This is a genomic window from Microvirga sp. 2TAF3 (assembly GCF_052114965.1).
Lineage (GTDB): Bacteria > Pseudomonadota > Alphaproteobacteria > Rhizobiales > Beijerinckiaceae > Microvirga.
In genome coordinates, this window is the sequence record NZ_JBFRFT010000001.1 from 41,183 (window position 1) to 53,385 (window position 12,203).

Here is a 12,203-nt window from a genome sequence, read left to right on the forward strand (position 1 = left end):
CATCGCAATCCCCCTCGCCCAATCAATAAAAAGGGCGGGCCGCGTTCATGCGGCCCGCCCTTTGTCGCGGCTTACATCCAGCCCTTTTCCTTATAGAACTTCACCGCACCAGGATGGAGCGGAGCGGAGAGGCCGTTCTGGATCATGGCCTTCGGGTCGAGGTTGGCAAAAGCGGGGTGCAGCTTCTTGAACTCGTCGAGATTGTCGAACACGGATTTCACGAGCGTGTAGACCGTCTCATCGGACACCTTCGCCGAGCTGACCACCGTCGCCACGACGCCGTAGGTCGTCGTCGGGTTCGGGTTGTTGGCATACATGCCGCCGGGGATCGTTGCCTTGGCGTAGTAGGGTTTCTCGCTCACCAACTTGTCGACCGCCGGGCCGTCAAGCGAAACCAGCTTCGCGCCGCAGGCGGTGGTCGGGTCCTGGATCGCGGCGGAGGGATGGCCAACGCCGTAGAAGAAGCCGTCAATCTTGTTGTCGCAGAGCGCGGTGCCCTGCTCATCGGCCTTCAACTCGGCAGCGAGCGAGAAATCGCCCTTGGTCCAGTTGAGCTCCTTGAGAAGTTCTTCCATCGAGGCGAGCGTTCCCGAGCCGGGATTGCCGACATTGAATCGCTTGCCCTTGAAGTCGGCGAATTTCGTGACGCCGGCTTCCTTGCGCGCGAGCACGGTGAACGGCTCCGGATGGACGGAGAAGACCGCGCGCAGATCCTTGTCGGCCCCGGTATCCTTGAACTGGGCGAGGCCCTTGACGGCGTTGAACTGCACGTCGGACTGGGTCAGGCCGAATTCCTGCTCGCCAGTACGGATGGCATTGACGTTGAAGACCGAGCCGCCGGTCGACTCCGTCGAGCAGCGAATGCCGGTCTTGGCGCGGTCCTTGTTGATGAGACGGCAGATCGAGCCGCCGACCGCGTAATAGACACCGGTCACGCCGCCGGTGCCGATGGTGACGAATTTCTGCTGGGCGGCGGCCGGTGCCGACAAACCGACCGACAATCCAAGAGCGACAAGGCCTGCAAGTTTCGCATTCATGTTTGTTCCCCTCTGGTTGAATGCACTGGTGGACTTAAGCGATTGACTGGATGGCCGCATCCACCGCATCGCCCAGGCGTTCGACGATGGTGTCGATATCCTGGCTGGTGCAGATGAAGGGCGGCGCCAACATGTTGTGATCCCCGGTTTTGCCGTCGATGGTCCCCGGCATGGCGTAACACGCCAGTCCCCGCGCCAGGGCTTCGCGCTTCACGCGGGCATTGAGCTTGAACGACGGATCGAAGGGCGCCTTCGTGGTCCGGTCGGTCACGTACTCGATGGCCCAGAACAGGCCGCGCCCGCGGATATCACCGACGTGATGGTGATTGCCGAAACGCTCCTTGAGCCGGCGCTCGAGATGGGCGGCCTGCTTGCGCACGTTGGCAAGAAGGTTCTCCTCCTCGATCGTCTTCTGCACGGCGAGGGCCGCCGCACAGGCGAGCGGATGCGCGAGATATGTGTGGCCGTGCTGAAAGAAGCCGCTCCCGTCCCTGATCGCAGCGAAGATCTCGCCGCTCAGCAGAACCGCTCCGATCGGCTGGTAGCCTCCGCCCAATCCCTTGGCGATGGCCATAAGGTCCGGCGAAATGCCTTCCTGTTCGCAGGCATGCAAGGTGCCGGTACGGCCCATGCCGCACATCACCTCATCAAGAATGAGAAGAATGCCGTGCCGGTCGCAGATCTCGCGGATGCGCTTGAAATAACCAGGCGGCGCGGTGGTGCAGCCCTGAGTGGCGCCGCCGACGGTTTCCGCCACGAAGGCGATCACGGTCTCCGGGCCAATCTCGACGAGCTTCGCTTCGAACTCGGCGACGAGCCGCTCGCCATAGGCTTCCATCGTCTCGCCGGGACGCTGATCGCGATAGGCATAAGGCGGAGAGACATGGTGGCTCTCGAAGAGCATCGGCGCGAATTGCTGGCGCCGCCAGAGATTACCACCGACGGCGAGCACGCCGAGCGTGTTGCCGTGATAGCTCTGCCGCCGCCCGACGAAATTGACGCGGCCATGCTCGCCCTTTTCGATGAAATATTGCCGCGCCATCTTGAGCGCGGCCTCCATCGCCTCGGATCCTCCCGACACGTAATAGACGTGATCGAGGCCCGCCGGGGCATGGGCTATCAGATGGTCGGCGAGTTCCTCGGCGACATCGGTCGTGAAGAACGACGTGTGGGCGTAGGCGAGCCGGTCAACCTGCGCCTTCAGGGCCGCATTGACGCGCGGATGACCATGGCCGAGACAGGAAACCGCCGCCCCGCCCGAGGCGTCGATATAGGCTTTGCCCGTGCTGTCGACGATCTCGATGCCATGCCCCGCAACGGCGATGGGCAGCCTGTCGCCCCCTGCGATCTGCCGATGAAGTATGCGCGTGGTTCTTGTGGCGGTAGTGTTTGCTGTCACGATATCCGCCCTTTGCTGGTGCTGTCCGTGTAATAGGAGCCGAAGCGCTCGAGATGAGCCTCCGCTTCGGCGATGGCGGACACGGCCTTCTTGCCACGCCGCGCCGCGACGAGCGCGGCAATGCTTTCAACGACGATCAGCGCGGGAGCGACGGTTTGAAGGAAGGAAGGGGTGGCCGTCGGAACGATGATCGTGGCCGTCGCGTGCCGCGCAATGGGCGAGACCGCGCTATCGGTAATGGCGATGATGCTCGCCCCCCGCTCCCGAGCAAAGGCGACCGCCTCGACGGTCACGCGGGTATAAGGTGCGATGGTCAATGCCAGCAGCGCATCGCCCGGACCGATGGCGCGCAACGTGTCGAGCCCGATCGCGCCCGCTCCATCGACAAGCACCGTGTGCTCTCCGATGAGCGAGAGGAGATAGGCGCCGAGATGAGCGCCCGAGTAACATGAACGGGCCCCGATGCAGAAAAGCCGGTCGCGCTGGACGACGATGTCGGCGGCCTTTGCGATCGCTGACAGAGTATCGGGACTGCTCAGCAACTGCAGATGACCGGCAAGGCCCGACAGAAGATCCGATGTGAACGCGGCATCGCCATCGAGCGTGCGACGCCGCAAAAGCTTCTCCGCCCGGTCGGCAAAGTGATCGGGCCGGCCGCGCAGGAAGGCGACGTAGATCTCCTTGAGGCCGTCGAAGCCGTCATAGCCCAGCCGCTGCGCCAGCCGCGTCATCGTCGCGGGCGGCACGCCTATCCGTTTCGCCTGTTCGCGCATCGACAGCAGGGCAACATCGTCCGGATGGTCGAGCAGCCAGCGGGCCGCGAGCCGGTGCTGGGCCGGCAGGTCGTCGAAGATCGCAAGAATCCGATCAGCTATCGGCACGTCTGACATGCATCCACTCTAGCGCCGCCCTGGCAGATCGCAACATATGTTTCACTACGACTTTGGTTGAAACATATGGAAGCAGCGCCTCACATAGGCCTGCCTTGCGCGACCGGCTTCGATGGAAGGCCGCTTGAGGTTTGATCCGGCCGCCGACCCTGTCGCGGCTGTCGAGCGGCCCTGCTCGCCACGCAGCGAATGATCTCGCGCTACACAGTTGTCATGCCATCGTAGGCTTTCTCGAGAGTATCGATCTCAAGCTTGGTCATCTGCAGAAGCGCCTTCATGACGCGCTCCGCTCGTGCCGGATCGGCATCCCGCAACATGTCGCCAAGGACGGTAGGAACGATCTGCCACGACACGCCGAATTTATCCGTGAGCCAGCCGCATCGCTCGATTTTGCCGCCTTCCGAAAGCCTTGCCCAGAACCGGTCCACCTCGGCCTGATCCGCACATTTCACGAACAGGGAGATTGCCGGGGAAAAGGTGAAGTGAGGCCCTCCGTTGAGGGCAATGAACTCCCGGTCCGCAAGCATGAACGTCACGCTCAGGGCTCTTCCCTTCGACCCGGGACCTGCCTTCCCGTAGCGCATGCCGTCCTTGATCGCGGCATCCTGGCCACAATCTCGAAACGTGGAGACGTAGAAATTCGCCGCCTCCTCCGCTTGGCCGTCGAACCACAGGCATGGGGCTATCTTCGACATGGGCTTGTCCATTGCAGAATGAGCTCGAGGATGCGAGCATCGATCACGGATCAGACGCTTGCCGTCATAGCGGCTTGGGCTGCCGCCAGATCCATCCACATCACTTCCCAGATATGCCCATCCGGATCTTCGAAGCTGCGGCCATACATGAAACCATAATCCTGCTGCGGGCAGGGATCGACGCGACCGCCTGCGGCGCGAGCCTTGCCGACCATATCGTCGACGGCTTCGCGACTATCCGCCGAGATGCAGATCAGCACTTCGCTGACGTCCCGTGCATCGGCGATCTTCTTCGGCGTGAACTGGCGGAATTTGTCATGGGTCAGCAGCATCGCGTGGATGGTCTCGGAAAAGACCATGCACGATGCGGTAGCGTCGCAAAACTGCTCGTTCTTCTCGGCACCCACCGCCTCGTAGAACGCGGTCGCGCGTTCGAGATCGGCAACAGGCAGATTAATGAAAATGAGCTTGGCCATGGCATTCCCCTTCAAGCTGTATTGTTTGACGATGATGTCGCGATAAGTTATAAAAAGCAACTATGAAGTTAGAAAAAATTACTAACACTCATCAGCGCCGCCGGTATGAGGATGCCTGCGCCACCGCGCATGCGCTCGACCTGATCGGAGAGCGCTGGGCGCTTCTTGTGATGCGGGAGCTCATGTTCGGCCCCAAGCGGTTCAGCGACTTGCGCGAGGGGCTTCCCGGAATCAGCGCGAACATCCTCACCCAGCGCCTTGAGGGATTGGACGCGGTCGGCGTGCTTAAGCGGCGCAAGCTGCCCCCACCCGCCGGGGTCCAGGTCTACGAGCTGACGGCCTGGGGCTATGAGAGCGAGCCCATCTTCCAGACCCTCGGCCGGTGGGCTGCGAGATCGCCCGCCCATGATCCGAGCCTGCCGTTCAGTGCGGCCTCCCTTCTGCTGTCGCTCCGGACGATGCTCGATCCGGAGCGGGCAGAAGGAATCGATATGCGGGTTGGCTTCCGGTTGGAGTCGGAGACCTTTCTTGGCCATCTTGCCGACGGCCGGATTGAGATCGCGAGAGGCGCGCTAGACGAAGCGGATATGATTTTCTCAGGAGAGCCGCAGGTTCTCGCCAGCGCGATTTACGGCGGCCAGCCGCTGGATGCGCTCGAGGCCCAAGGTATGCTGCGGATCGAGGGCGACCGCGCGCTTGCCGAACGGTTCGTCGGCTTGTTTCCCCTTCCCTCCAAGGTCGAACGGCCGGACTGACGCTGGAGCAGTCTCTCCTAAGTCTGCTTTCCGCCAGCGGCCTTCATTTCGCCCAGCATCGTCGGAATGAGTTCGGACACGGTCGGATGGATCGGCACGGCGCGTTGCAACGTCGTGTAAGACATGTCGGCATTCATCATGTCGAGGATGCCATGAATTGCCTCGTCGCCCCCTGTGCCGAGGATCGCGGCGCCAAGGATCTTCTGCGTCTGCGCGTCGACGACGACCCTCATGAAACCTTGTGTCTCGCCCTTCTCGATAGCGCGTGCGACGCGGCTCATGGGACGATGTCCGACGAGCAGAGGCCGGCCGCTCGCGCGAGCCTCGGCTTCCGTCATGCCGACGCGACCCAGGGGCGGATCGATGTAGAGGGCGTAGCCGGGGATGCGGTCGCTTACCTTCCGCTCTTCGCCGTCGAGGAGATTGGCGGCAACGATCTCGAAGTCGTTGTAGGCCGTATGGGTGAAGGCGCCGCGGCCGTTGCAGTCGCCAAGCGCCCAGATGCCCGGCACATTGGCGGCGAGACCATCGTCGACCTGGATGTATCCGCGCGTATCCGTCGCGACACCGGCCTTGTCGAGACCAAGATCGTCGGTGTTGGGGCGGCGGCCGACGGCGAGGAGCACGTGCGTGCCGACAATCTCGGGATCGCCCGAGGTGCAGTCGACGCCGACGGCCACACCCTTCGCATGCGGTGCGAGGCGGATGCATTCGGCACCGGTGCGCACCGTTATGCCTTCTCCCTCGACGATCTCGCGGATCACCTGCGAAACATCTTCATCTTCGCGAGCGATCAGTCGCGCTCCCTTCTCGACGCCGTCACTTCAGCTCCGAACCGCCGATACATCTGCGCGAATTCGAGCCCGATATAGCTGCCGCCGATGATGACGAGATGTTCAGGCACCCGATCAAGCGCAAGGATGGAGGTGTTCGTGAGATAGGAGACCTGATCGATACCGGGCCAGTCCGGCACGACAGCGCGTCCGCCGACATTGATGAAGATGCGCGGCGCGCTCAGTCTCTCATCGCCAACGCCGATCATATCCGGCCCAAGAAAGCGGGCGTGGCCTTCGATGACCGCGCATCCTTTCATGCCGCGCAGCCAGCTCTCGACACCGGTCCGGGCATTCGCCGAGACAGTATCGGCCCGTGCCTTCACGCGGGCCATGTCGATGCGAGGCGGTGTATCGAGCATGACGCCATAATCGACACCGCGTCGGGCGAGATGGGCGGCATAGGCGCTTGCGACGAGTGTCTTGGTCGGCGTACAGCCGGTATTGACGCAGGTTCCTCCGAAGAGCTTGCGTTCGACGAGGGCGACGGACATTCCGGCCCCGGTCAGTCGGCCGGCCAGCGGCGGGCCGGCCTGCCCGGCACCGATGATGATTGCGTCGAAACGCCTGCTCATGGCAGCACCATCACGATCGTCAGCGCCGCGAGGATCGGTTCGGGCACTTCTTCACAGTGTCGCATCAAGGAACAACCGTGGCCAACACTTCCCCCGCCATGATATCTGGTTCTCCCTCGATGAGATCGATCAGGCTCGCCCGGATCCAGACCAGCGCCTTTTCGTTCGCCGCCATGGCGGCTTCCTGCGTCTCGAACAGTGTGATGGATCCGCCGGCCCCGTTCCCCGCATCGAACACGTAGCAACCCTGGAAGCCAGGGGACCGCTTCATCATCTGGCCGATGCCGCTTTCCACACGGCGTGCGACCTCGGCCACCGAGAGCATCTTATGAAACTTACGGATGACGACATACATGGCCGCCTCCTATCGCATTGAGGAATCCGCAGTTCCCGGTCAGAATATCACACCACCGCCAGCCGCACTAACCGGCAGCCGTTCAATGTCCCTGTCCGGCCGCGCCTCCCGACGACGTGAGAGGCTTAGGCCATAGGCCGGCATGTCTCCGCAGGGAGCCTCGAATACGCTTTCGCTGAGAGAGGTTCTCATTTTCGAGACAATATTCACGGCCGGGATTTCGTAACCCGCGAGGCCGGCCAGCACAAACCAACCTTTGTAAATTAAGATTCGACATATGCCGAAATTGAAGTAGTGTGATTAAACGGTTAATCACAACGGTTCCCCATCGTGTCCACCCTGCGCTCGCGCCCTAGCTTAAGCGATATTGCCGCGGCGCTTGGTGTCTCTGTAGCGACCGTTTCCAATGCTCTGTCCGGAAAGGGGCGCGTTTCGGCCGACCTGATCGAGAAAATCCGGAAAAAGGCGACCGAGATCGGTTACATCCCGAGCATGACAGGCAAGGCCTTGCGCACGGGACGCAGCGGCGTGTTGGGACTTGTTCTGGCCGACATCGCGCACCCGCTCTTCCCGCAGATCGCACAAGCGATAGAGCATGCCGCTACGAATTGCGGCTATGGCGTCCTCATCGCCGATTCCCGTGGCGACGTCGCAAGCCAGACGGACGCCATCAATCGGCTTCTGGAACGCGGGGCCGATGGGCTTATCGTCGTACCGAGGAGAGGAACACGCATCGGCGACATCGGGCGGCCCGTTGCCGTCATCGATAGTCCATCGACCCCCGGCAACACCGTTGCGGCGGATCACTGGAACGGCGGCGAGCAAATCGCCCAACATCTTTTGTCCCAAGGGCACCGTCGCTTCATCATTATTGGCGGAAGCGCGAACTCCAACGTGCAGAACGACCGTATCGGGGGCATTCGATCCCCCCTCCCCCGTGACGCGGCGAGCGAAGTCATCTGGATTGAGGATCGCGAGCGGGCGATGTCGAAAGGCTGCGATCTGGGGCTCGTTTCCAAAGTACGAGAGGGCTTTACGGCATTCTGCGCGGTTTCCGACCTTCACGCCTTGCGCGCACTGATGGAGCTGCAGCGCGGCGGCATCCACGTGCCGGAAGAGGCCAGCGTGACGGGCTTCGACGATCTGATCTGGTCGCCTGTCGTCACACCCGCCCTCACGACCATGCGCATGGACATGGCCACCATTGCCGAAATCGCAGTCGCCAGTCTGCTCGATGTCATCGAGGCCGAAGGCCGCGGGACAGGAAGCGACAGCGAGGAGGCGGAAGCCTCGTCCCATCCGCACGGCATTGCCGCGGCCAAGACATCGAGCGTGCCCATGCAACTCGTCGTCCGCCAGTCGAGCGGTCCGGCACCGGTTATCAGAGTTCAATCCCCAGGAGGACTAGCGTTACTATGAGAAAGATTCTTCTCGCATCCGGCGCGGCTTTAATGCTTTGCATGCCGTCGGCCCAGGCCCAGGAGCGCAAGCTCGTCATTTCTGTTTACGGTTTCGCACAGGATGCTTTCAAGACGATCCTTTACGATCCCTTCGAGGCGAAATGCGGCTGCAAGGTGGTGGTCGAAACCGGCAACAGCGTCGAGCGTCTTGCAAAGCTCGAAGCCAACAAGAACAATCCGGTCGTCGACATGGCGGTCGTCTCAACGCCGGACGCATTGGCCGCCTCGCGCGCCGGACTGATCGCGCCCATCGACACATCCAAACTGTCCAACTACAATAAGCTCTATGATATCGCGAAGGATCCCATCGGCGGCAACCTGAGCGTCGGATACACGTTCTACGCGACATCCATCGTCTATCGCTCCGACAAGGTCACGATCAATTCCTGGAACGACCTGTTCTCGAAGGAACTTGCCGGCCGTGTCGCGTTTCCGAATGTCACCACCAATCAGGGCCCACCGACCCTCTACATGATCGGCAAGGCCATGGGAAATAATACGCCCGACCTTAAAGCGCCGATCGAGAAAGTTGCGAAGCACAAGGACGATTTCACCACCTTCTATGTCCGCTCGTCGCAGCTCGTGCAGCTGATGCAGCAGGAAGAGATCTGGGCGGCCCCGATCGGTCGCTTCGCCTGGGAAGGGTTCGCCAAAATGAATTTCCCGATCAAGTGGGCCTCGCCGAAAGAGGGTCAGACCGGCGGCATGAACGTAATGGTGCTGGTGAAGGGCGCAAAGAACAAGGATCTGGCGCTGGAATTCATGGATTACTGGCTTTCCACCGCAATCCAGACCAAGCTCGCCGAACGCCTTGTCGACAGCCCGGCCAATAAGGAAGTGAAGCTTCCTCCGGCCATTGCCGACAACCTGACCTATGGCGAAGACATCGTGAAGACGCTGGACCTGCAGCCGGCGGAGGCCATCCTCGACAATCGCGATGGCTGGCTCACGCAGTGGAACGCCAAGGTCGGGCAATAATAAACAAGTTTCTGTAACGGTCTCCTGCTGAATGGCGATGACCCCGATTCCTCCCGAACCGGGGCCATCGCCGGGTCGTGATGATGGCCGCGCCGGACGCAAATACGGGCTGATCCCTCATGTTTCAGAACCGAGCCGAATCCTTGGCTCTCGCTCTTCCCGCCGTCTTGTTCGCGGCGGTCATCTTCATCGTTCCCGTTGTGATCCTTCTGTCGGAAGGAACGCGTGCGGCCGATGGCTGGTCGCTGGCCTCCTACGTGTCGTTCTTCACCACACCGCTGAACCTCACCGTCTTTATCCGCACCCTCAAGCTCGGTGCCATGGTGACGGTGGTCGCGGCGATCATCGGCTATGCGACGGCTCTTTGCATCGTGAACCTTCCGCCCAAGGGACGCGGACGGATGGTCGGACTGGTCGTGCTGCCGCTCATGATCTCGCCGGTGGCGCGAACCTATGCGTGGATCGTGATCCTCGGCCGCACCGGCTTCATCAATCAGGCCCTGACCGGCCTGGGCCTGACCGATGAGCCGATCCGGATTCTGTTCTCCGAGACGGCCGTTTTCATCGGCCTTCTGCAATTGTTCCTGCCGCTGATGATCATCGCGTTGATCAGCGCCCTCGAGAACATGCCTCGCGATGCGATCCCCGCCGCGCGGGTCCTCGGCGCGAACTGGCTTCAGGTTTTCTGGAAGGTCATTCTTCCCCTCACCAAGGAAGGTCTGGTCATCGGCGGAACGCTCGTCTTCACCGGCTCGCTAACGGCCTATATCACTCCCGCCATTCTGGGCGGCTCGAAGGTTCTCATGCTGGAAACATTGCTCTACCAGCGCGTCACGGTCGCCAACGATTTCGCTTCCGCGAGCGTTATCGCGATGATCCTCATCGTCATGAGCTTCTCCGCAAACCTGCTGTTGAAACGTCTCGCAACCGCGAGGGCCAAGCGATGATGTCCCGCCTTCTGTCGACGGTCATTCTGACGACCGTCATGCTTTTCCTAATCGGTCCATTTTTCATTATCGTCGCCGCCTCGTTGTCGGCCGGCGATACGCTGGCCTTTCCGCCGCAGGGCTTCTCCCTCAAATGGGTTCTGAAGGTCTTCGAGGTCGAGAGTTTCCGGGCAAGCTTCGTCATGTCGATGATGCTCGCGATCCTCGGAACGCTGGCCGCGCTCGTGATTGGCATTCCGGTGTCCTACGCTCTTGCCCGTTATAAGGTGCCCTTCGGCGAAACGGTTCGGACCATCGTCTCCGCGCCGATCATCGTGCCGGGCATCATCGTCGGCCTGGCACTGCTGCGCTATCTGGTCATTCCGCTCGGATTCAACATCACGCTCGCGCTTTTTCTGGCTCATACGGCTCTCGTGTTGCCCTATGCCGTCCGTGTGGTGTCCGCCAGCATGGTCAACCTGCGGAGCGATATCGAGGAAGCTGCTGTCCTTCTCGGCTGCTCGCGGCTGGGTGCTTTCTTCCGCGTGGTCCTGCCTAGCATTCGCGGCGGCATCCTTGCCGCCTTCATCCTGGGTTTCGTCACGAGCTTCAACCAGGTTCCGGTCTCGCTATTCTTGTCAGGCCCTGGGGTGAGGACCCTGCCCATCGACATGCTCGCCTATCTCGAAACCACTTACGATCCGTCTGTTGCCGCACTCTCGGCACTGCTGGCCTTCATGTCCATCGGCATCGTGTTTCTGGCCGAACGCTTTCTGGGATTCTCTCGTTATGTCTGATGCTTCCTTCCTGACCCTCGAGCGGCTGACGCTGGCCTATGGCGATACCACCGCCGTCAAGAACCTCGATCTTGACATCAAGAGAGGAGAACTCGTCGCCCTGCTCGGCCCTTCCGGCTGCGGCAAGACGACGACGATGCGTTCGATTGCAGGCCTCCTGAAACCGAAATCGGGCAAGATTCGGCTCGATGGCGTCGACATTACCCATGTCGGTGCGAACAAGCGCGCGGTCGGCTTGGTGTTCCAATCCTACGCCCTCTTCCCGCATCTCTCGGTCTTCGAGAATGTAGCCTTCGGCTTACGTCTGAAGAAAATACCAAAGACGGAACTGGAGAAACGCGTCTGGGACGGGCTGAAATCCGTCGGCTTGAGCAAGTTTGCAGATCGCAAGCCTGCCGAGCTTTCCGGCGGACAGCAGCAGCGCGTCGCCCTTGCGCGGTCCATGGTCATGGAACCGAAGGTGCTCCTCCTCGACGAGCCTCTCTCCAACCTCGATGCCCGCCTCCGTCTCGAGATGCGCACGGAACTGCAGCGCGTGCAGAAGGAAAGCGGCATCACGATGATCTTCGTGACGCACGACCAGGTCGAGGCGCTGGCCTTGGCAGACCGCATCGTCGTCATGCTTGACGGCCGCATCGAGCAGATCGGGACGCCCGAGCAGATCTTCAACGCGCCGGTTTCCGCCTTCGTCGCCGACTTCGTCGGATTCGAGAATGTCTTCGCCCTTGAAGACGGAAAGCTGAAAACGTCGCGGGGTTTGATTACTCTATCCAAACCCGCTCCGGTCGGTATCGCCGGTGTCGCCTGGCGCCCGAATGCGATCAGGCTCGGCGAAGGCCCCTATCGGGGTACGGTGCGCGGCACGTCATTCGCCGGTCGTACCCGGGAATATCTGCTCGATACGCCGCTCGGGCCGATCAAGGCCGAAGTCGATGCAGGCGTTCCGGCCCACGAACTCGGCACGTCGCTCGATTTCAACCTTCCTCTTGAGGACGCGGCGCAATTGTCGCGGTTCGCGTGAGGTCGC

At 61.5% G+C, this 12,203-nt stretch carries 12 protein-coding genes and 1 pseudogene; 6 read left to right on the forward strand and 7 right to left on the reverse strand.

Translation table 11 applies throughout. The features are described from left to right. Nucleotides 1-71: 71 nt before the first annotated feature. The 5 genes from AB4Y97_RS00200 to AB4Y97_RS00220 all read right to left on the reverse strand — a co-directional run bounded on the left by AB4Y97_RS00200 (nucleotide 72) and on the right by AB4Y97_RS00220 (nucleotide 4,497). Nucleotides 72-1,037 carry a TAXI family TRAP transporter solute-binding subunit gene (locus AB4Y97_RS00200; RefSeq protein ID WP_441996973.1) on the reverse strand — a complete coding sequence of 322 codons (966 nt, stop codon included), beginning with the start codon at nucleotides 1,035-1,037 and terminating at the stop codon, nucleotides 72-74. A 34-nt stretch (nucleotides 1,038-1,071) separates the two neighbouring features. Further along, nucleotides 1,072-2,436 carry an aspartate aminotransferase family protein gene (locus tag AB4Y97_RS00205; protein WP_441996974.1) on the reverse strand — a complete coding sequence of 455 codons (1,365 nt, stop codon included), beginning with the start codon at nucleotides 2,434-2,436 and terminating at the stop codon, nucleotides 1,072-1,074. Next, nucleotides 2,433-3,326: a MurR/RpiR family transcriptional regulator gene (locus AB4Y97_RS00210; protein WP_441996975.1), complete on the reverse strand. Its 894-nt coding sequence runs from the start codon at nucleotides 3,324-3,326 to the stop codon at nucleotides 2,433-2,435. The genes AB4Y97_RS00205 and AB4Y97_RS00210 overlap by 4 nt, the downstream gene beginning before the upstream one ends. A gap of 200 nt (nucleotides 3,327-3,526) precedes the next feature. Then, nucleotides 3,527-4,021, reverse strand: coding sequence for a VOC family protein (locus AB4Y97_RS00215; RefSeq protein ID WP_441996976.1), 495 nt, complete (start codon nucleotides 4,019-4,021; stop codon nucleotides 3,527-3,529). A 50-nt stretch (nucleotides 4,022-4,071) separates the two neighbouring features. Next, nucleotides 4,072-4,497, reverse strand: coding sequence for a VOC family protein (locus AB4Y97_RS00220; protein ID WP_441996977.1), 426 nt, complete (start codon nucleotides 4,495-4,497; stop codon nucleotides 4,072-4,074). A 62-nt stretch (nucleotides 4,498-4,559) separates the two neighbouring features. Here AB4Y97_RS00220 and AB4Y97_RS00225 point away from each other — a divergent pair, with 62 nt between their 5' ends. Beyond that, nucleotides 4,560-5,252, forward strand: coding sequence for a winged helix-turn-helix transcriptional regulator (locus AB4Y97_RS00225; RefSeq protein WP_441996978.1), 693 nt, complete (start codon nucleotides 4,560-4,562; stop codon nucleotides 5,250-5,252). A 17-nt stretch (nucleotides 5,253-5,269) separates the two neighbouring features. On the opposite strand, the pseudogene AB4Y97_RS00230 reads toward AB4Y97_RS00225, so the two are convergent. Further along, a pseudogene (locus AB4Y97_RS00230) lies at nucleotides 5,270-6,660 on the reverse strand (FAD-containing oxidoreductase). Between the two features lie 64 nt (nucleotides 6,661-6,724). Beyond that, nucleotides 6,725-7,015, reverse strand: a complete 291-nt coding sequence (locus AB4Y97_RS00235) for a hypothetical protein (RefSeq protein ID WP_441996979.1) — start codon at nucleotides 7,013-7,015, stop codon at nucleotides 6,725-6,727. Nucleotides 7,016-7,345: 330 nt separating this feature from the next. On the opposite strand from AB4Y97_RS00235, the gene AB4Y97_RS00240 reads away from it, so the two are divergent. The 5 genes from AB4Y97_RS00240 (at nucleotide 7,346) to AB4Y97_RS00260 (ending at nucleotide 12,197) form a co-directional block, all read left to right on the forward strand. Then, nucleotides 7,346-8,434 carry a LacI family DNA-binding transcriptional regulator gene (locus AB4Y97_RS00240; protein WP_441996980.1) on the forward strand — a complete coding sequence of 363 codons (1,089 nt, stop codon included), beginning with the start codon at nucleotides 7,346-7,348 and terminating at the stop codon, nucleotides 8,432-8,434. Beyond that, nucleotides 8,431-9,453, forward strand: a complete 1,023-nt coding sequence (locus tag AB4Y97_RS00245) for an ABC transporter substrate-binding protein (protein ID WP_441996981.1) — start codon at nucleotides 8,431-8,433, stop codon at nucleotides 9,451-9,453. The genes AB4Y97_RS00240 and AB4Y97_RS00245 overlap by 4 nt, the downstream gene beginning before the upstream one ends. A gap of 119 nt (nucleotides 9,454-9,572) precedes the next feature. Beyond that, the gene (locus AB4Y97_RS00250) at nucleotides 9,573-10,400 is read left to right on the forward strand and encodes an ABC transporter permease (protein ID WP_441996982.1); all 828 of its coding nucleotides are present in this window, start codon (nucleotides 9,573-9,575) and stop codon (nucleotides 10,398-10,400) included. Further along, the gene (locus AB4Y97_RS00255) at nucleotides 10,397-11,176 is read left to right on the forward strand and encodes an ABC transporter permease (protein WP_441996983.1); all 780 of its coding nucleotides are present in this window, start codon (nucleotides 10,397-10,399) and stop codon (nucleotides 11,174-11,176) included. The genes AB4Y97_RS00250 and AB4Y97_RS00255 overlap by 4 nt, the downstream gene beginning before the upstream one ends. Then, complete coding sequence (locus AB4Y97_RS00260) at nucleotides 11,169-12,197, forward strand: ABC transporter ATP-binding protein (RefSeq protein ID WP_441996984.1); 1,029 nt, start codon at nucleotides 11,169-11,171, stop codon at nucleotides 12,195-12,197. Before AB4Y97_RS00255 ends, AB4Y97_RS00260 begins: the two co-directional genes overlap by 8 nt. Nucleotides 12,198-12,203 lie beyond the last annotated feature (6 nt).